Source organism: Campylobacter concisus (genome assembly GCF_015679985.1).
GTDB classification, from domain to species: domain Bacteria; phylum Campylobacterota; class Campylobacteria; order Campylobacterales; family Campylobacteraceae; genus Campylobacter_A; species Campylobacter_A concisus_AC.
The window spans coordinates 540,671-558,903 of the sequence record NZ_CP049239.1 but is presented as its reverse complement, the minus strand read 5'-3'; the positions used below and the strand labels follow the sequence as shown (position 1 = coordinate 558,903).

The window sequence follows — 18,233 nt, the reverse complement described above, 5'->3', positions numbered from 1 at the left end:
TATAGATCATTTCTTTGTGATCTTATATAAAAAGCTAAAAATTTCAGCAACAGCTTTATATAAATTTGGTGGAATTTCTTGATCAACTTCAACCTTGCTTAAAATTTCAATAAGATCAGGATCCTCTTTGATCGGTATATCATGCTCTTTTGCAAGATCGATTATTCTATTTGCTATCTCGCCAGCGCCACTAGCCAGCACTCTTGGAGCATTATCTTTAGATCTGTTGTAGCCAAGAGCTACTGCTTTTTTCTTATTTACTTGCATTAAATTTTCTTATCAAAGCCCACATCAAGGCCACCAAATTTTTTAAATCTATCATTTAGCTTCACTTTTGACAAAATTTTGATATTAAAGTTTGAAACTATAAGTCCAAGCTTTGATATTGCTTGTTTTAATTCGCTAGAGTTTGAGAGGATTAGCTCCTTAAACTCATTTGTTTGCGTAGCTACCGAAAGATCAATGTACCTTTTATCAATAAGTCCAACCATCACATTTATCTGTCCAAATTTCTTAAAATTTAGATCGATCTGAGCGTAAAATTTATCCTTTTTGCCTTGCTTAAATGCGATATTTCCACCCTCAACGCCATCCCAAATATAAGGCATATAAGTTTGAATCCCGCCTTGAAGGCTTGATATCATTTGATGCATCTCGATCTGTGAAATCATCTTATTTGCGGCATTTACGCTTTGCGGATTTTGACTCTTTTCACTGATATTTAAAAGCGTGCTTTTTATATCTTGGCTTAGCACTTTTGAAATTTCGCTGCTATTTTTAGTCGTAATGTTATTTATATCGTTTGTGGCGAGATTTAACTGCTTTAAAAGCGCCTTGCTCTCACTTAGCTCATTTTTAGCCAAACTTGCCTTAGCATCAGCAAGACTTAGGCTATGAGCAAGACGCCTCGCCGCACTTTGGAGCTTATCTTGCAAGCTACCATCCTTTGAAACATCGCTCATCTCATTAAACGCCTTTACAAGCCCTGCTTCATCACCTATGTTATTTAGCGTTTTTAGATCGTTTTTTATGCTATCAAGGATAGTTTTTAGCTCTTTGTGATTTTGACTAAAACCAAAATTTTGATTTAGCTTTTCATTTGCCAGGCTTGTGACTTTCTCGCTTAAATTTGAGATGAAATTTTGTATTTTGCCTATTTGATTTTTTACTAGCTCGCCATTTTGATCTTTTGAAAAATTTTTATCCAAAAATTTAACCACACTATCAAGCTTATCAACGTCTTTTAAAAGCTTTTTTATGTTTGAGTTATCAAGAATGTTTTTTGCGTCATTGCTCGCTTTTTCAAGTATAGAAGCAAGCTTTGAAAAAGAATTTTGATTGTCTAATTTTTCATCATTTAGGGTTAAAATTTGATTTAGTAAATTCCCGCTTGAGAGATTTTTTATATCGCTTAGTAGCTTCTGAACCGAGCTTGGAAGCTTCTCTGGACTAAGTGCGTCTTTTAAATTTGCTTCAAGCATTACGCCTGAGTTTTTGATCTGATCATTTAGTGAGCCGGCTTTTAGATCGGCTATTGGTTTTAGAAATTCTTTTAGCTTTAGTGCAAGGCTCTTTATCTCAGGGCTTTCATTTTGGGTTGCTTCTGCTTCTAAGCTTTTTGTAAGGTCTGATAGCTCACTGGCTAAATTTGGAGCGATTTTCGTATCTTTTGCCTGAGATAAAATTTGTTCAGCCTTGCTAAGACTTGAAGCACTTTTTAGATCATCAAGCACTCTTGCAACGAGTTTTCCAACATTATCAAGTGTCTCTGAAATGCTCTGCTCACTAGGCGTTTGTACGCTTGGCTGATTTTTAAAAAGCGAGCCTTCATTTTTACGAACTGGCACATTTTGAGTAGTATTTTGCCCGGTTTGAACCGAAGTGTTTGATATATTCAAAGAATTTCCTACGTCCATTTTTTACTTTTTATTTTTTCTATCGGCAAAATTTCCATTTTGCTCAATAGTAGCTATGCCAGCCGTTCTTGCAACGAGCCTGTCGTTATACTCTTTTCTCATGTGCTGTGGTATTGTCTTTTGTGTTAGTGCAAATAAAATAAGTCCAGCAAAAAGCACCAAATAAACATAGATAAAGCCAAATGCTCCAAAAATTTTCATCGCATAGCTCATAAGAAGCGGCGAGAAAAGCGAAGCCAAAGAGTAACTAAATAGTAAAGCACGTGCGACTTGCACGCTCTTTGTCTTGTCTGTGATCTCGTCATTTGCCCTAGCTAAAGAAAGTCCATATGTGCAAAAAATTCCAGCCCCAAAAAAGAATGAAAGCAGATATTCAACCGTTAAATTTTTGCCATTTAGTAAAAACAAAACTGCGCTTATTAAAGCCACGCTGCTACAAAGCAAGATAGCTGGCCTTCTGCCATATCTATCAGAGAAACTACCGATAAAAACTTGAGCTAAAAAGCCTCCGATCATCGCAACCGTCATAAAAAATGACGCCTCTTTTGTGCCGTATCCTTGAAGCAAGACAAAAAGGCTTGCCATCGAAAAAAAGCCATTTATTGCTAAGCCCGCAATGAGCGCACCAACAAGAGCGAGCGGGACGATACCAAAAATTTTTGGGATATTTATGGGCTGACGCTCTGGGATTTGAGGCTGATTTATACGGATCAAATTTAATGGAATGCTTGAGAGCATGATAAAAGCTGCACTTATGATGAAAATTTCAAAGGTATTAAGGTTAAGCGCCAAGATCAAAATGCCAAGTCCAAAACTCGTGTAAAAAACGCCTTCATAAAAGGCAATCACGCGAGATCTTATTTTATTTGGAATTTTTGCATTTAGCCAGCTTTCTATAACCATCAAAAGCGCGTAGTAGCAATATCCCAAAAATGCACGCAATATCGCCCAGAATACTAAATTTTGATTTACTGCATGAAGCATAGCTGAGACCGCAAAAATGGCTGAAAAGATGGCAAATGCTCTGATGTGCCCAGTAGTTGAGATGACTCTATGAGCTGTAATAGTACTAACAAGTGCACCCACAAAAAAACTCATATTTATAAGGCCGATCTCTAGTTCACCAACGCCGCTTTGTTTTAGTAGTGCACTACAAGAGGCGATAACTAGACCATTTCCAATAAAAAGCAAGCTCATACCAAAAAATAGCGGCCCCATCGAGCGGATAATCCTAAAGCTACTTGCCATCTGCATTCCTTGTTAAACTATGTTTATTTTGCATTATGCCAAAAATAAACGCTCCAATGGGCATGGGAGCAAGCCCAACTAAAAAGCCAGGCACGTTTAGTAAATTTTCATTTCTTAAAAATAAAAATCCCAAGAATAATGCTGCATAGGCCACCAAACGGTAAGGCATAAATGCTGCCACATAGCTCTTATCTTTAAATGAAAATTTTTGCTTTTTTAGCCTTGTTTTCTCATCCTTTAGGTTAAATTCTTTCACCTCTTCTTGAGGAGAAATTTCATCCTCCTCATCCTCGTCCTCTTCTATTGTGGCTAAAATTTCATCTCTAGCATTTTCTAGTCTTGAGTTTATGCGGTTTTTATAGGCAAAAAAACTAGCCGTTAAGATAATGAGCGAGGCAAAAAATGAAATTTGCGAGCTTATAAAAAATGAAAATGATACAAATTTGCCAATCACACTAAGGACAAGCCAAAGCACAAAATAGCAAATAAAAAGCCTGCTAATCGTCCTCATCATCATCTTTTTCGTAGCTTTTAAACCTATTCTCGTCTTTTAGCTCATCCAAGCTTTTTACCTGTGCCTTATAAGCCTTGTATACGTTTAAAATAGCCGCCAAAATACCAAAAACAAGCCCTATCCAAAGTGCTAGCGTGAAATTTGTAGCCTTTTTTACAAGATATCCTAGTCCAGTTCCGATTACCACAGCTACAACCATCGATATGCCAAGGCTTAGCTGCTCGGCACCTACTACTATATCTTTTACTTTTAGCTTTGCCATTAAGCTTTTATCTCCAAAAATGCTTCCTTGGCTGCATTTATAGCTAGATCGATGTCGGCTTCACTCATCGCATCGCAGATAAATCCCGTCTCAAACTGACTTGGTGCTAGATAAATTCCACGCTTAAGCATCGCTTGGTGAAATTTAGCAAAGAGTTTTGTGTCGCTTTTTAGCGCATCGTCGTAGTTTTTCACAGCGTGATCTGTAAAAAAGTAACCAAACATCGAGCCACGAATATCGGTTTGTATAGCGATGCCAGCACTTTTTGCTGCCTCTTTGAAGCCGTCCATTAGTTTTTTAGCTAGTTTTTCAAGTCTAGCATATAAATTTGGATCGCTATTTATCTTAGAAATAGCCGCTATACCAGCGCTCATCGCCACTGGGTTGCCACTTAGCGTGCCTGCTTGATAGACAGCGCCCTCTGGGCTTAGGCAGTCCATGATTTCAGCTTTGCCACCAAAAGCAGCGACGTTCATGCCTCCGCCTATAACCTTGCCAAATGTGACAAGGTCAGCATCCACCTCGTGAAATGGATATGAGCCAAGGCGAGAAGCCCTAAAACCGCTCATAACCTCATCAAGGATAAGCACAGCGCCAAATTTATCGCAAAGCGCTCTAAGCTCCTCTAAAAATTTCTTATCAGCTGGCACAAGCCCCATATTTCCTGCGATTGGCTCGATTATGACGACGCCGATTTTGTCTTTATTATTTTCAAAAATGGCTTTTACGCTTTCTATATCGTTATAAACTGCCAAATAGGTGTTTTTCACAACATCTTGTGGTATGCCGCTGCTTGATGCGTTGCCGTATGTCGTAGCGCCACTTCCTGCTTTGATAAGAAGTGCGTCGCTGTGTCCGTGGTAGCAGCCCTCAAATTTGATAAGTCCGTCTTTTTTGGCATATCCTCTAGCCACTCTGATAGCGCTCATGGTAGCCTCTGTGCCAGAGCTAACGAAGCGAATTTTATCTATTTGTTTAAACTCATCACATATTAGCTTTGCTAGAGCTGTCTCTTTTGGAGATGGAGCGCCGTATGAGACGCCTTGTTTTACAGCAGAGATGATCGCCTCTTCGATATCTTTGTCGCAGTGGCCAAATATGAGCGGTCCCCAGCTTTGGATAAAGTCAAGATACTTTTTGCCCTCGACATCATAGATATAAGCACCCCTAGCGTGATCGATCATTACAGGCTCACCACCAACACTTCCAAATGCACGAACAGGCGAATTTACACCACCTGGGATATATTTTTTGGCTTCGCTAAATGCCTCTTTATTTGTCATTTTTTATCCTTTTGATTTTGTGTTTTTAAATTTGTCTTTTGATTATCTTTTTGATTTGTTACTAGTTTTACTGGCGACTTTGGTGCTTGCGTAGTAGCGGTTTTTGCTGACTCAGCTGGCTTAGCTGTGGTAGTTTTAGCTGGTTCTGCTGGTTTTGTAGCAGGGGCGGCTTTGGCAGATTGCTCTGGCTGTTTTTGCGTCGTATCAGTGGAAACTGGCTTGCCCAAATTTTGCGCTTTTGCTGCTTTTGAAGGAGTATTTATCTTATTTGTAATGTATTCATAAAGAATCGTAGTCTCCTCGTCTGTCAAAAAGTAGCTTGGCATGACGCCTTTTGGCTTAGTTAAAGCGGCTTTAAAGCTTTCAAAATCTATATCATTTATCTTTGGCGCTCTAAGCTCATCATCGACCGTTTTGTTTGCCTTTTTATCAAAGTGCTTGTATTTAGAGATTAGACTGCCCTCGCCCTTTGCGCCGTGACATTTATCACATCCTATGCCGCGTGGATTTAGGTAGAGCATCTTGGCATATTCGGTCTTTGTGATAAAATCAGCACCAAAAATCGCCACACAAAAAAGCAAAATCAAAAAAACAGACCGCATAAACCTCTCTTTAAAAATTTTAATTTAATTTTAGGTATGATACCACCCTTGTGATTAAAAAAGCTTTTAAATAAGGATCCAATATGAAAATTTTAGACGGCAAAGCCGTATCTTTAAAGGTCAAAGAAAGCGTAAAAGTAAGAGCTCAAGAACTAAAAAAATTTGGCGTAGAGCCAACCCTAGCTGTTATCTTAGTAGGCGAAGATAAAGCATCTCAAACATACGTTAGAGCCAAAGAAAAAGCCTGCAACGAATACGGCATAAAAAGCGTAGCTCACCGTCTAAGCGAAAATACAACCCAAGCAGAGCTTCTAGCGCTTATAAATGTGCTAAATTTAGACGATAGTATCCACGGCATCTTGGTGCAGTTGCCGCTTCCAAAACATATAGATACAAATACCGTTTTAGCAACGATCGATCCAGCAAAAGACGTAGATGGCTTTCACGCTGTAAATGTCGGTAAACTTGTTAGTGGACTTGATGGTTTTGTGCCTTGCACACCGCTTGGCGTGATGGAAATTTTAAAAGAGTATGGAATTGATGTGGCTGGACTAAACGCGGTGGTGATCGGTAGAAGCAACATTGTTGGCAAGCCTATGGCAAATTTGCTTTTAAACGCCTCGGCAACCGTTACCGTGACTCACAGCAAGACTAAAAATTTAAAAGAAATTTGTAAAAATGCCGACCTCATCGTCGCAGCCATTGGTAAGCCATTTTTCTTAAAGGCTGATATGCTAAAAGAAGGCGCAGTAGTAGTTGACGTTGGCATAAATAGACTTGATGATGGTAGGCTTGTAGGCGATGTGGACTTTGACGAGGTCGCACCAAAATGCTCATACATCACGCCTGTTCCTGGGGGCGTAGGTCCGATGACGATTGCGATGCTTTTAAATAACACAATCCTTGCAGCCCAAGCTAAGATAGCTAGCCACAAAAGAGCCTAATAATGAAAAAATTTTTTACTAAATTTTATGACTTTTGCTCGAGCTGGACTGGCACGGTCATCATCGTGCTTTTTGTTATATTTTTCATAGCTCAAGCCTTTGTTATTCCGTCTGGTTCGATGAAAAATACGCTTTTGGTTGGTGATTTTTTATTCGCCAAAAAATTTGTTTATGGTATACCAACACCAAGAATTCCATGGCTTGAAGTAAAAATTTTACCTGAGCTAAACGATAATGGACATCTCGTAACAGGTGATGGCCCAGCAAGAGGAGATATAGTCGTCTTTCGTTATCCAAAAGACGAAAAGACCCACTTTGTAAAACGCTGCTTTGCCACAAGCGAAGATGAGATAGTATTTACCGAAAAAGCCTTGTATTTGCGTCCAAAAGAGGGAGATAATTTCATAAAGGCAAACTGCCGTGAAAATTTAAATGGTAAAGAGAGTAAATTTGGCTACTCATGTAGCGATATAGCCGAGCTTGATGGCAAACTTTTCATAAAAGAGCCATATAGGTTTAGCGGCATCCACTATGACGAAAATGTAAATTTATTTGAGCAGATGGTTTTCATGCTAAATACAAACAAAGATAGTGTTTTTATGAAGCCAGTGTCCATTAGCTCATTGCCGCAAAATCCAAATTTTAACCTTAATGCATTTTACGTAAAAGTGCCAAAAGACGAATACTTCATGATAGGCGACAACCGCGATCACTCAAACGATAGCCGTTTTTGGGGAAGCGTGGCTTATAAAGATATAGTTGGTCAGCCTTGGTTTATATATTTTAGTTGGGACAGGAACTACAATGTGCGCTGGGAGCGTATCGGACGCTTTGTAAATACGATAGAAAATGACGAATTTTTCACTAACAAAGCTCTAAAAGAAGGCGAAGTAGATGGGCTTCATTGATAACATAGATATAGTCAAAGTCGCCACTATCGTCATCTCTTTAATAATCGCCATCGTCGGTCACGAGATCGCTCATGGCTATGTCGCTTATAAATTTGGCGACAACACCGCAAAAAATCTTGGTAGGCTTAGCATAAACCCTATAAAACATATCGACCCAGTTGGCACTATCATCGTGCCACTGGTGCTTTACCTAAGCACTGGTATGATGTTTGGCTGGGCAAAACCAGTGCCTGTAAATACCTACACAGTCGTGCGAAATGGCGGATATAAGGCAGCTATCTACGTAAGTCTAGCTGGCATTTGCTACAACGTCATCTTAGGCATCTTGTCACTTTTTGTGCTAAAAGCTTTATTAAATATAGAAACCTTTGAAATTTTACTTCAGTTTTTATTTACGCTTGCACTTTTAAATTTGATGTTAGCCATCTTTAATCTCTATCCGATCCCGCCACTTGACGGCTTTCACGCGCTCGAGTATGCGCTTAGAAATTTTGGCTTTCACGCACTAGCTGAAAAGCTAGAGGCCATCTCGCGATATGGCTTTGTCATCCTTATCATCATCCTCGTCTCGCCTTTAAAAGATACTATCTTTTATCCGACAAGATACGTTTTAGATATCGCAAGTACCTTTATAAATGGCTAAATTTAGAGCAAATTTGCTCTAAATTTTTGGCTTTGTGATCTTATAAGAGTACTCTTTTTTAAATTCCTCTTTTGGTGCAAGGCTAAATTTGAGCTCCACCCTACCCTCTTTGCTGATATCTTTTTTATCAAAGCCCTTTATCTCGACCTTTACCGCCTCGTCAGCAGAGACTGGCACACGATCGACCAAAGTGATATCAACGCTCTTGCTTGAGTTATTTTTGACACTTATCTCATAGCCCTCTTCGCTTATGCGCTCTTTGCCAAGAAGCGAGCTCTTTTTAAATTTATTTAAGCGCTCTTTTTTAAGCTCGATTAGCTCGTTTTGTCCTAAAAAGAGCTGAGAGGCCTCATCTTTAGCTTTTATCTCAAACTCGCTAGGACTACCAACACTCACGCCATTAACGTAAAACTGCGTTTTAGCTGGCGTTAGATCATCATTTAGCTTAAAGCTAGCTACGTTATATGCCTTTAGCGAGCCGTAAAAATCAGCAAAAACGCTAAAATTTGCATCCATTTTTTGCGTGTCATAAGTTATATATTTGCTCTCGCCTTTTGCTAAATTTATCCCATCTATCTTCCAAATTTTGGCAAACTCATTTTCATCTCTTTGCACACGCATATCAGCGACCTCAGCAGTGACTTTCGCAGCTTTTAGCATATTTTTTGAAGCGCCGTAACCATCAGTCCCCACCTCACTCTCCTCGTACCAAGGGTAGAACTTGCTTGGAGCAAGCGCTTTTTGATATCTGGTCGGATAGATGGCGAGCTTTAAATTTTTAACATCGCTAGCATATGGGTTGCTGAGTAAAATTTCTTGTTTTATCAAGATCTTTTTGTTTTTTGTGTCTGCATAAATTTCATTTAGCGTCTTTGGGGCATCATCATCCATATATGAAAGCGTCGCTTCTTTTGGACTGCAAGCAAATTTCATATCAAGCTGCAAAAATCCAGCCATCTCGCTCTTTGGCTCATTTTCTTTAAGCACTTCAAGCTCACTTTTAGCAGCTGAGATTTTCTCGATATTTTCTAGGCTAAATTTATAAAACTCATCAGCTCTTTTTGTCACATCGTTACTTTTGTTTTCTCCTATCAAAGCTTGCTCTATAAACCTACCTCTTGCATTTAGCGCCTCAATCTTACTACTTAAATTTACAACTTCTTGCTTCCATTTTATGTAACTTGGGCTATTTTCTTCGCTGATCTTTTTTAGATAAGCATTCACGTCACAATCCCCATTTATAGTGATGCTCTCACTCTGCACACCTTCTGGCACAAAGGCACTAAAAGAGCTATTTGCGTCGCTAAATTTTTGAGTGATGATGGTTTGATCTGTGTAGATCTCTATTAGATTTTCATTTGCAAAGGCTAGCGTAGAAGCCGCTAAAAAGAGCACTTTTTTCACATTTTCTCCTTTAAATTTTTGGTAAATTATAGCTTCATTTTGGCTGAGAGTAAAATTTTATTTTAATGCAACTTTGACTATAATCAACAAAAAATTTAACGGACTTTTCATGAAGATAGACAAAGTTTTCTTAGCTAGCGATCACGCTGGTTTTGAGCTAAAAAACGAGCTTAAAGAGGCCATTAAAGGGCTTGGATACGAAGTGGTTGATCTTGGCACAAACGATAAAAATAGCGTTGATTACCCTGATTATGCGCATTTGCTGGCGAGCAAGCTTGAGCCTAACTGCTACGGCGTGCTAGTTTGTGGCACTGGCATAGGCATATCAATAGCTGCAAACAGGCACGAAAACGTAAGATGCGCCCTTTGCCACGACGAATTTACCGCTAGACTTGCCAGAGAGCACAACGACGCAAACGTGATCGCTTTTGGCGCAAGAGTTATCGGCGCTGGCGTGGCTATCTCGGCGGTTGAAGCCTTTTTAAAGACTGAGTTTGCAGGCGGCAGACACGAAAGAAGAGTCAAAAAAATAGAGCTTGAGGCAGGCAAATGATAGGCGAGTGGATCGTTTTTACCGCTCTTGTTTGTGCTGCGATCTACCTAACCGTCATGGTTTTTTACTTCAAAACGCTTCTAAAAAAAGAGCGTGCGACAAAAGATTTTATGAAAAATAACCTCCAAGACACCGAGGTCGTCATAAGAAAATTTCAGATCCAACTTCAACGAAGTCTAGGCAACATCGACATCTTAACAGATGAGCTAAACAAAACTAAAAACGACGTAACCTCACTTCGCACAAGAAACTCCCAGTACCGCTTAGAAAACGATAAGCTAAGACAACGCATTCGTGAGCTTGAAGGCAAGATCGAAGCGCTACTTTAACATCAAATTTAAGGAAATTTATGAAAATTTTAGATCAAAAAGGAAGAGAATTTTTACTAAACTCTATTCGCTGTATAAACGATTTTCCAAAGCCTGGCATAGTTTTTCGCGACATCACGACGCTACTAAATAACAAAGAAGCATTTAACTTTTTGATAGATCATTTGGTGGCTAGATATGAGAATGCAAATATCGACTATATCGCTGGCATCGAGTCACGTGGCTTCATCTTTGGCGCGGCACTTGCGGCAAGGCTAAGGCTGCCTTTTGTGCCTATTCGCAAGCCAAAAAAACTGCCTTTTATCACGCTTTCTCAAAAATATAGCCTAGAATATGGCGTCGATGAAGTGCAAATTCACATCGATGCTTTTGGAGAAAAAGCGGGCGCTAGAGTGCTTTTGGTGGACGATCTCATAGCCACTGGTGGCACTGCGAAGGCTTCAGTTGAGCTTATTAACCAAACTAACGCAACCTGCGTAGAAGCTTGCTTTCTCATAGATCTAGTCGATCTAAAAGGTAGCGAAAAGCTAAAGTCGCTTACTAAAATTTACAGCGTTTTAGAGGTTTAGAATGGAAGAGTTTTTTATAGAACTGCTTAAAGAGTACGGCTACATCATACTTTTTGTCTGGTGTATCATGGAGGGCGAGATGGCCTTAATAATGGCTGGAATTCTCGCTCACACCACGCACATGCACATCGCACTTGCTATCTTTGTGGCTGGACTTGGAGGCTTTGTGGGAGATCAAATTTACTTCTACCTTGGTCGTTACAATAAAAAATACATCGCAAAAAGGCTTCACACGCAGCGGAGAAAATTTGCAGTGGCGCACATAATGCTGAAAAAATACGGCTGGCCGATCATCTTTTTGCAACGCTATATGTATGGGTTTCGAGTCATCATACCGCTTTGCATAGGACTTACCGGCTATGACGCTAAAAAATACGCCTTTATAAATTTGATCAGCGCTTGGTGCTGGGCAGCGATCACCACCATACCTGCTTGGATACTTGGCGAACATATATTAGTGCTACTTCAAAAAGCAAAAGAGCACTGGTACGTTGCTATCCCAGTAGTTGCTATATTTATGGGGCTTTTGATATATACATTTAAGCGCATCGAAAATAAAATTTTAAACGAAAGGAGAGATAGAAGACATGCAGTTTCAAATAGTTGATAAAAAATTAAAAGATATAAAAGCTGATATTGAACTAATTTTCGTAGTAGATAAGGACTTAAAACATAAATTTATAGGCGATAAAGAGGTTATTAAATTTAATAATTATAAAGGTGAGAGTGTCCTTGTCCTAAGCGAGGCAAAAAGGGCTTACGTACCACTTTCTAAGCTTGATCTTGACGAGCTTAGAGTTGCAGCTGCTAAAGCTTATAACGCACTAAAATCGCTAAACATTAAGAGCATAAAGCTAGCTTCTTACGTAGCAGAGTGTCAAAAACTAAGCTTTGAGGCGCTAGCTGAGGGCTTTTTGCTTGGAAGTTATGAATTTAACAAGTATAAAGAGAAAAAAGAGAAATACACCCTTAAAGAGATCATCTTCTCGACTGAAGAATTTGTAGGCAAAAAGGTCGATCTAAAAGCCGCGAGTGAGGGCTTTAAAGAGGCAGAGATAATAGCAAGTGCTACAAATTTTACAAAAGATATCGTAAATGAAATTCCAGAAATTTACACACCGCAAAAGATGGCCGAGGATGCGCAAAATTTAGCCAAAAATATCGCAAGCATAAAGTGTGAGGTCTATGACGAGAAATTTCTAGCAAAAGAGAATATGAACGCATTTTTGGCAGTAAATCGCGCAAGCGTGCACAAACCAAGACTTATCCATCTAACCTACAAGCCTAAAAAATCTAAAAAACGCATCATATTTGTCGGCAAAGGCCTAACATACGATAGTGGCGGCCTTAGCTTGAAACCGGCTGATTATATGCTCACTATGAAATCAGACAAAAGCGGCGCAGCAGCAGCTCTTGGCATCATAAAAGGCGCAGCGGAGCTAAATTTACCATTTGAAATTCACGCCATTTTGGGTGCAACTGAAAATATGATCGGCGGCAACGCCTATAAGCCAGATGATGTGCTTATTTCAAGAAGTGGCGTTAGCATAGAGGTTAGAAACACCGACGCAGAGGGGCGTTTGGTGCTGGCTGATTGCCTAAGCTACGCGCAGGACTTTAAGCCAGACATCCTAATCGACATGGCAACCCTAACTGGCGCTTGTGTCGTGGGACTTGGCGAATACACAACAGGCATCATGGGCAACAGCGAGAGCCTAAAAAGCGAGTTTAAAAACAAGATAAAAGATAGCGGCGAGCTAGCAACTATACTTGATTTTAACCCTTATCTTAGCGAGCTCATCAAAAGCCAGATCGCAGACGTTAGCAACTGCGCCTCAAGCAGATATGGCGGCGCGATCACAGCTGGTATGTTTCTAGCTAAATTTATCAAAGATGAGTATAAAGATAAGTGGCTACACCTTGATATCGCAGGCCCAGTATACCGCGAAAAGGCTTGGGGATATAACCAAGCAGGTGCGAGTGGAGCTGGCGTTAGGATGAATTTATACTTTTTACAAGCACTTAGCAAGGAGAATTGATGGGACTTTCAGTTGGAATCGTAGGCCTACCAAATGTGGGCAAATCAACGACATTTAACGCACTTACAAAGGCGCAAAATGCCGAGAGCGCAAACTATCCGTTTTGCACTATCGAGCCAAACAAAGCCATTGTGCCAGTGCCTGATAAGCGCCTAAATGAGCTTGCAAAGATAGTTAATCCTAATAAAATTCAGTATTCAACCATCGAATTTGTCGATATCGCTGGCCTTGTAAAAGGGGCGAGCTCTGGCGAGGGACTTGGCAATAAATTTTTATCAAACATTAGAGAGACAGAGCTTATTTTGCACATAGTTCGCTGCTTTGAGGACGAAAACATCACTCACGTCGAGGGCAGTGTCGATCCAGTAAGAGACATTGAGATCATCCAAACCGAGCTCATACTAGCTGATATCGAGCAGCTAAACAAAAAGATAGAAAAGCTCACAAGAGAGGCGAAGGCAAATGCAAAAGGTGCTAAAGAGGCACTTGAGATAGCAAATTTACTTTTGGCTCATCTAAATGAGGGCAAAAGCGCAAGTAGCTTTGAGCAAAGAGATAGTGAGGCGTTTTTGTCACTCAATAGAGAGCTAAGACTTTTAAGCGCCAAAGAGGTAGTTTATGGTGCGAATGTCGATGAAGAAGGGCTTAATGAAGATAATAAATTTGTAAAAGCGCTAAAAGAGTACGCAAAAGCCTCAGATCACGAGGTGATCAAGCTTTGCGCCAAAGTAGAAGAGGAGCTAATAGGTCTAAGCGACGAAGAGGCACACGAGTTTTTGGCATCTATCGGTACGAGTGAGAGCGGACTTGAGAAGATCATAAGAACGTCTTTTGCAAAGCTAAATTTGATAAGTTATTTTACTGCTGGCGTCGTAGAAGTTAGGGCATGGACGATCACAAATGGCTGGAAAGCGCCAAAAGCAGCAAGCGTCATCCACAACGACTTTGAGAGGGGTTTTATCAGAGCTGAAGTGATAAGTTATGACGACTATATCGCACATGGCGGCGAAAACGGAGCCAAAGAGGCTGGCAAGATGAGACTTGAGGGCAAAGACTACATCGTGCAAGATGGCGATGTTATGCACTTTAGGTTTAATGTTTAAATTTAGCCCTCTTTTGGGCTAAATAGTCAAAAAATATTTAATCCTTGGGCTGCATAAGGTAAATTAAAACTTCCTTATTATAGTTAATAAAAATTCTTTTGAAAAATATACTAAGTTATATCGTCTTATTAATATCTTTATTGATACATAAGCTTCTCTATACAAGCAATGATGTAAATGCTATCAGCTCTGTGATATCAATATGGGTTTTATAAGTAAAGATAATAGCTCTTAGTTGCAGAGGTTGATGGCTTAATGAAGAACACAATTAAAGCAAGAAAGATTTCGATAGATAAAATAATGTATTCATCATCTTTCACAAACTTTTAAATCTATAATATTTTTTTAAAGACTATATAAAACTTACCACTAAAATCTAAGCAAATGGGACACCGGCCAAGTAGGGTATAAAAAATTTTACTTATATGCCTAGCATATTTATTTTATTATTCCAATGGTCTCAGCAAATTTAAGCTCTTTGTTTTCAAAGAGATTGTATTCGATCGCATCTTTTTCGCTAAGTACCACGATAGTTGAGCCAAGCTCGAAATTCCCAAGGCGCTCGCCCTTTTTGATATGTAAATTTTCATACTCGTAAATTTGTGTAAAATTTGCCATCGCATTTGTCTGTATACGCTCATCAAAGCAAAATTTCATCTTTCCGACATTTAGCGCACCTACAAAAACAAGCCAAAGTTTTTTACTATTTTTCATCTCACAAGATAGTGCTACGCGTTCGTTCTTTGTATAAAGATTATCCACTTTTGCAAGCCATTTTGCAGCCACACTGTAAAGTTTACCCGGAATGTATATGGCTTTTTTAATGGCAATATCGCAAGGCGCATGATAATGATGATAATCTTTTGGGCTAAGATAGATATTTGCAAAGTCATATTCGCCCTCAAGCTCACTCTGCCCCAATAGCTCACTTACACTATACTCCATGCCTTTTATGCTAAAGGCCCTTAGCTCCTTTGTGCTACCAAAACTAAGACAAGTACCATCAACTGGGCTTATAAATATCTCATCTGCTGCATCAAAATCTCTTGGTTTTATGAGCCTTCTAGTAAAAAGCTCATTTAAATTTTTATATTCATTTGCTAATTTAAACTCGCTCATGTCTATCTTAAACAGCTTTATGTAAAAAGAATTTATGGCTTCTTGAAGTGGTTTGAAAAAGTTAATCTTTGCAACCTTTCCAAAAATTTGAGAAAACAGATTGTCTTTATTCATTTTATTCCTTACTTAAATTTAATATTGCAATCTCACTTGGAGCAAAAATTCTAACAGGAGGCCCCCAAAATCCAGCACCACTGCTAACATAAGCTTGCATTTTATCATTAATCTTATAAAGGCCATGTAAAAATCCCTGATCAAGTAAAACCAAAAGGCCAAAAGGGAAAATTTGACCAGCGTGTGTATGACCGCAAAGCACCAGATCAACGTCTTGCTGCATTGATTTTATAAATTTTGGCTGATGAGAGAGCAAGATAGTAGGTAGCGACGGATCACATCCTGTCAATGCTTCATCCAAATTTGGCTCTAAATGTTTAAACCTAATGCCAGCCAAATCGTAAACGCCAGCTAGATTTATACTCGCAATTTTTTTGTTTTTATTACCTAAAATTTCTATGCCAAGAGAACTGATCTTTTCTAAAATGCCATCTATCCCGTGATAATACTCATGATTGCCAGGGACATAAAAAGTCCCATAAGTACTTTTAAGACTTTTTAATGGCTCCAAAAAATCTCCTATAAAAGCAGCATTTACATCAACTAAGTCGCCTGCTATCACTACGATGTCAGGATTTGCCAAATTTATGTCATTGACGAGTTTTTTCATAAAGTCTTTCTGCAGAAATTCTCCTATATGCACGTCCGTTATCATGGCTATTTTTAGGTTGCTTTGTAAATTTTTTATTTTTATATCTACTTGCCTGATCTTTGGTGGTGTTAAAGCGTTAAAAATACCTTTTAAAAAACAAGCAATTACAAAAATGACAAATGTAATATCAAAACAAAATTTTATAAATTTTCGTCTTGTTGGACTAAAGCTACTTTTAGAAAAAATGCTACGTAAAATATCGTAAAATAGACTAACAGCAAACAAAAATAGTGAAAAGCCTATGAGCGTACCAGCGATCAAATAAAGCTCAATGCTTAAAAATGAAAACCTGATCTGAAGAACAAATATAAACTCAAAGATACAAATAACATATAAAAGTATTCTAATTTTTGTAAGATATTGTATAAAAAATGAAACCTTTTTTATGAAACGGTTATATGAATAAAAATTTATAAGAAAACTAAATATAAATGCTCCAATAATAATTCTCAAAAGCCCCAAAAACTCTCCTTATAAAAAATAAAAATTATATTTTATATTTTTAAATTTGTACTATAAAAATTAATATCTTACTTTTAATGTTATTAGTCTTAAAAATTGTATAGTTTTGAACGTATAAAAAATGATTTAAGTTGATTAAATCTAATAGTTATTTAAGAAAGTAAGGTGGGAGAAAACCCACCTTATAAAGAATTATTTAACTTTACCAGTCTCAATTCTTTGTTTATAGATCTCACGAAGTTTTCTAATGTCGTTCTTAACTTCAAATACTCCATGCCAGTGTGAATAGTCAGGACCACCCATTAGAGCACCTTGTCTCATACGGCGACCTTCGTGGTGCCACATATGATAGTAAACATCTTGGAATTCATCTTCCCAAGCGTCTGCGAGTAGTAAGTTTTTAGCTTTCAACTCTTCAAGCATCTTAGTTGCTTCAGCATTGTAAACGTTATAAAGCTCTACTTGCTTATCACCCATAATGAAGAAGTTATCTGTATGAGTTGATGTATGGCAAGCTTTACAAACTAGCTTCATCTCAGCTCTTGCTGCTTCTGGTCCATTTGGATGACCTGCAAGTGGCGTTCCTATGGTTAGTTTGCCAGTTTTTTCGTAAACAACAGCAGCTTGTTCATCACCAGCTGTTCTTAGCTTACTGCTGACGCCCCATAGGTTCCATTTTAGTCTTCTTGAAACATTGTGAGTTGTTGTTGTTTCACCAACACCACTCATGTGGCAAGCTGCACAAGTTGGAGCTCTAAAGTCTGGTACATCCCATGTATCAGGAGCAGCATCAAAATTCCATTTGTGAGCTTCGCTATTATAGATATGTCCGTGCATTGAGTTGTTAAAGATCTCAATATCTGGGTGATCAGGTCCAAGGTGGCAAGATGCACAAGCAGCTGGTTTTCTAGCTTCAGCTATGCTAAATGTGTGTGCGCTGTGGCATGATTTACATCCGCCTACGCCACCATCAGGATAAACATTACCTATACCGTAGTTTGGCCAAGTCTCTTTTGTAGGTTTGTGATCAGCGTCTAGTTTGATGACGGTTCCGTGGCACTGTGTACAACCAGTAGCGTCTGGAGCCATTTTGTATTCTGGATGATCCATACCTTCATAGTGATACATTAGTTTTACCATCGCAGGGTTAGCATACATTTGCATAGCACCTCTTGCGTGACCACTCTTAACAAATTCTTCAACCTCATTCTCGTGGCACTTAGCACAAGTTTTTGGGCTAACTAGCATTGATACGTGGTTGTTAGAATCTTTTGGATGCACCTTAACTGAAGCCATAGGATTATCTGCATTTACAGAGTGGCAATCCATACAACTTACGCCAACGTGAGCGTGGCGACTATTTTTCCAATCGGCAACTATGCCGGGTGTCTCTTTAGCGTGGCACTCAACACAGCTTTTTGATAAGTCTGACATTTTGTGAGCAACTTTAATGTTTTTTACAACATTAAGGTTTAAAGCATCAGATTTATTTGCATCCATGTTTGCGGCAAAGCCAAAAGACATTAGACAGGCTAATAACATTAGCGACTTTTTAAACATCTCTCC

19 protein-coding genes and 1 pseudogene are annotated in these 18,233 nt (G+C 38.9%); 9 read left to right on the top strand and 11 right to left on the bottom strand.

Annotated features, from left to right (window positions below):
- Window positions 1-6 precede the first annotated feature (6 nt).
- From G5B98_RS02870 to G5B98_RS02840, 7 genes and pseudogenes are all read right to left on the bottom strand, one after another.
- A complete protein-coding gene (locus G5B98_RS02870) occupies window positions 7-267 on the bottom strand; it encodes a FlhB-like flagellar biosynthesis protein (RefSeq protein WP_021090972.1) in 261 nt (86 codons plus the stop codon).
- Window positions 267-1,898 (bottom strand): flagellar hook-length control protein FliK, encoded by a 1,632-nt coding sequence (locus G5B98_RS02865; RefSeq protein WP_196087122.1) that lies wholly within the window; start codon window positions 1,896-1,898, stop codon window positions 267-269. The genes G5B98_RS02870 and G5B98_RS02865 overlap by 1 nt, the downstream gene beginning before the upstream one ends.
- Window positions 1,899-1,919: 21 nt before the next feature.
- Entirely contained in the window at window positions 1,920-3,164 is a 1,245-nt protein-coding gene (locus G5B98_RS02860; RefSeq protein WP_196087121.1) for an MFS transporter, read from the bottom strand.
- Window positions 3,154-3,678, bottom strand: coding sequence for a hypothetical protein (locus G5B98_RS02855; RefSeq protein ID WP_232525372.1), 525 nt, complete (start codon window positions 3,676-3,678; stop codon window positions 3,154-3,156). The genes G5B98_RS02860 and G5B98_RS02855 overlap by 11 nt, the downstream gene beginning before the upstream one ends.
- Window positions 3,662-3,940, bottom strand: coding sequence for an AtpZ/AtpI family protein (locus G5B98_RS02850; protein WP_196087119.1), 279 nt, complete (start codon window positions 3,938-3,940; stop codon window positions 3,662-3,664). Before G5B98_RS02850 ends, G5B98_RS02855 begins: the two co-directional genes overlap by 17 nt.
- A complete protein-coding gene (gene hemL, locus G5B98_RS02845; protein ID WP_196087118.1) occupies window positions 3,940-5,223 on the bottom strand; it encodes a glutamate-1-semialdehyde 2,1-aminomutase in 1,284 nt (427 codons plus the stop codon). Before hemL ends, G5B98_RS02850 begins: the two co-directional genes overlap by 1 nt.
- 266 nt (window positions 5,224-5,489) lie before the next feature.
- Window positions 5,490-5,825 (bottom strand): annotated as a pseudogene (locus tag G5B98_RS02840) (c-type cytochrome); the annotation flags it as partial.
- An 83-nt stretch (window positions 5,826-5,908) separates the two neighbouring features.
- Here G5B98_RS02840 and folD point away from each other — a divergent pair.
- From folD to G5B98_RS02825, 3 genes are read left to right on the top strand one after another with little or no spacing between them, the layout of a single operon-like run.
- Complete coding sequence (gene folD / locus G5B98_RS02835) at window positions 5,909-6,769, top strand: bifunctional methylenetetrahydrofolate dehydrogenase/methenyltetrahydrofolate cyclohydrolase FolD (RefSeq protein WP_196087117.1); 861 nt, start codon at window positions 5,909-5,911, stop codon at window positions 6,767-6,769.
- 2 nt (window positions 6,770-6,771) lie between these two features.
- Window positions 6,772-7,677 (top strand): signal peptidase I, encoded by a 906-nt coding sequence (gene lepB / locus G5B98_RS02830; protein ID WP_107858624.1) that lies wholly within the window; start codon window positions 6,772-6,774, stop codon window positions 7,675-7,677.
- Window positions 7,664-8,323 carry a site-2 protease family protein gene (locus G5B98_RS02825; protein WP_107858623.1) on the top strand — a complete coding sequence of 220 codons (660 nt, stop codon included), beginning with the start codon at window positions 7,664-7,666 and terminating at the stop codon, window positions 8,321-8,323. The genes lepB and G5B98_RS02825 overlap by 14 nt, the downstream gene beginning before the upstream one ends.
- An 18-nt stretch (window positions 8,324-8,341) precedes the next feature.
- On the opposite strand, the gene G5B98_RS02820 is transcribed toward G5B98_RS02825, so the two are convergent.
- Window positions 8,342-9,727 (bottom strand): DUF4139 domain-containing protein, encoded by a 1,386-nt coding sequence (locus tag G5B98_RS02820; RefSeq protein ID WP_149717364.1) that lies wholly within the window; start codon window positions 9,725-9,727, stop codon window positions 8,342-8,344.
- A gap of 109 nt (window positions 9,728-9,836) precedes the next feature.
- Between G5B98_RS02820 and rpiB the strand changes: the two genes are divergently transcribed.
- From rpiB to ychF, 6 genes are read left to right on the top strand one after another with little or no spacing between them, the layout of a single operon-like run.
- Window positions 9,837-10,280: a ribose 5-phosphate isomerase B gene (gene rpiB / locus G5B98_RS02815; RefSeq protein ID WP_021086444.1), complete on the top strand. Its 444-nt coding sequence runs from the start codon at window positions 9,837-9,839 to the stop codon at window positions 10,278-10,280.
- A complete protein-coding gene (locus tag G5B98_RS02810; protein WP_002939538.1) occupies window positions 10,277-10,609 on the top strand; it encodes a hypothetical protein in 333 nt (110 codons plus the stop codon). The genes rpiB and G5B98_RS02810 overlap by 4 nt, the downstream gene beginning before the upstream one ends.
- 20 nt (window positions 10,610-10,629) lie before the next feature.
- Window positions 10,630-11,178, top strand: a complete 549-nt coding sequence (apt, locus tag G5B98_RS02805) for an adenine phosphoribosyltransferase (RefSeq protein ID WP_149717365.1) — start codon at window positions 10,630-10,632, stop codon at window positions 11,176-11,178.
- Window position 11,179: 1 nt separating this feature from the next.
- On the top strand, window positions 11,180-11,785 hold the full coding sequence (locus tag G5B98_RS02800) for a DedA family protein (RefSeq protein ID WP_021083652.1): 606 nt from the start codon (window positions 11,180-11,182) through the stop codon (window positions 11,783-11,785).
- On the top strand, window positions 11,766-13,217 hold the full coding sequence (locus G5B98_RS02795; protein WP_149717366.1) for a leucyl aminopeptidase: 1,452 nt from the start codon (window positions 11,766-11,768) through the stop codon (window positions 13,215-13,217). Before G5B98_RS02800 ends, G5B98_RS02795 begins: the two co-directional genes overlap by 20 nt.
- Window positions 13,217-14,320: a redox-regulated ATPase YchF gene (gene ychF, locus G5B98_RS02790; RefSeq protein ID WP_107769634.1), complete on the top strand. Its 1,104-nt coding sequence runs from the start codon at window positions 13,217-13,219 to the stop codon at window positions 14,318-14,320. Before G5B98_RS02795 ends, ychF begins: the two co-directional genes overlap by 1 nt.
- 438 nt (window positions 14,321-14,758) lie before the next feature.
- Here ychF and G5B98_RS02785 read toward each other — a convergent pair whose 3' ends face one another.
- The 3 genes from G5B98_RS02785 to G5B98_RS02775 all read right to left on the bottom strand — a co-directional run bounded on the left by G5B98_RS02785 (window position 14,759) and on the right by G5B98_RS02775 (window position 18,227).
- Complete coding sequence (locus tag G5B98_RS02785; RefSeq protein ID WP_107769635.1) at window positions 14,759-15,553, bottom strand: phosphatidylserine decarboxylase; 795 nt, start codon at window positions 15,551-15,553, stop codon at window positions 14,759-14,761.
- 1 nt (window position 15,554) lies between these two features.
- Window positions 15,555-16,667, bottom strand: coding sequence for a metallophosphoesterase (locus G5B98_RS02780; RefSeq protein ID WP_196087116.1), 1,113 nt, complete (start codon window positions 16,665-16,667; stop codon window positions 15,555-15,557).
- A 192-nt stretch (window positions 16,668-16,859) separates the two neighbouring features.
- Complete coding sequence (locus tag G5B98_RS02775) at window positions 16,860-18,227, bottom strand: multiheme c-type cytochrome (RefSeq protein ID WP_084040848.1); 1,368 nt, start codon at window positions 18,225-18,227, stop codon at window positions 16,860-16,862.
- Between the last annotated feature and the right edge of the window lie 6 nt (window positions 18,228-18,233).

Excerpts from the sequence above, each read along its gene's own strand:
- G5B98_RS02860 (WP_196087121.1), bottom strand. The coding sequence starts at position 3,164 with ATGGCAAGTAGCTTTAGGATTATCCGCTCGATGGGGCCGCTATTTTTT.
- ychF (WP_107769634.1), top strand. The coding sequence starts at position 13,217 with ATGGGACTTTCAGTTGGAATCGTAGGCCTACCAAATGTGGGCAAATCA.
- G5B98_RS02855 (WP_232525372.1), bottom strand. The coding sequence starts at position 3,678 with ATGATGAGGACGATTAGCAGGCTTTTTATTTGCTATTTTGTGCTTTGG.
- G5B98_RS02850 (WP_196087119.1), bottom strand. The coding sequence starts at position 3,940 with ATGGCAAAGCTAAAAGTAAAAGATATAGTAGTAGGTGCCGAGCAGCTA.
- lepB (WP_107858624.1), top strand. The coding sequence starts at position 6,772 with ATGAAAAAATTTTTTACTAAATTTTATGACTTTTGCTCGAGCTGGACT.
- G5B98_RS02825 (WP_107858623.1), top strand. The coding sequence starts at position 7,664 with ATGGGCTTCATTGATAACATAGATATAGTCAAAGTCGCCACTATCGTC.
- rpiB (WP_021086444.1), top strand. The coding sequence starts at position 9,837 with ATGAAGATAGACAAAGTTTTCTTAGCTAGCGATCACGCTGGTTTTGAG.
- G5B98_RS02785 (WP_107769635.1), bottom strand. The coding sequence starts at position 15,553 with ATGAATAAAGACAATCTGTTTTCTCAAATTTTTGGAAAGGTTGCAAAG.
- G5B98_RS02795 (WP_149717366.1), top strand. The coding sequence starts at position 11,766 with ATGCAGTTTCAAATAGTTGATAAAAAATTAAAAGATATAAAAGCTGAT.
- G5B98_RS02800 (WP_021083652.1), top strand. The coding sequence starts at position 11,180 with ATGGAAGAGTTTTTTATAGAACTGCTTAAAGAGTACGGCTACATCATA.
- hemL (WP_196087118.1), bottom strand. The coding sequence starts at position 5,223 with ATGACAAATAAAGAGGCATTTAGCGAAGCCAAAAAATATATCCCAGGT.
- G5B98_RS02870 (WP_021090972.1), bottom strand. The coding sequence starts at position 267 with ATGCAAGTAAATAAGAAAAAAGCAGTAGCTCTTGGCTACAACAGATCT.
- G5B98_RS02810 (WP_002939538.1), top strand. The coding sequence starts at position 10,277 with ATGATAGGCGAGTGGATCGTTTTTACCGCTCTTGTTTGTGCTGCGATC.
- G5B98_RS02775 (WP_084040848.1), bottom strand. The coding sequence starts at position 18,227 with ATGTTTAAAAAGTCGCTAATGTTATTAGCCTGTCTAATGTCTTTTGGC.
- folD (WP_196087117.1), top strand. The coding sequence starts at position 5,909 with ATGAAAATTTTAGACGGCAAAGCCGTATCTTTAAAGGTCAAAGAAAGC.
- apt (WP_149717365.1), top strand. The coding sequence starts at position 10,630 with ATGAAAATTTTAGATCAAAAAGGAAGAGAATTTTTACTAAACTCTATT.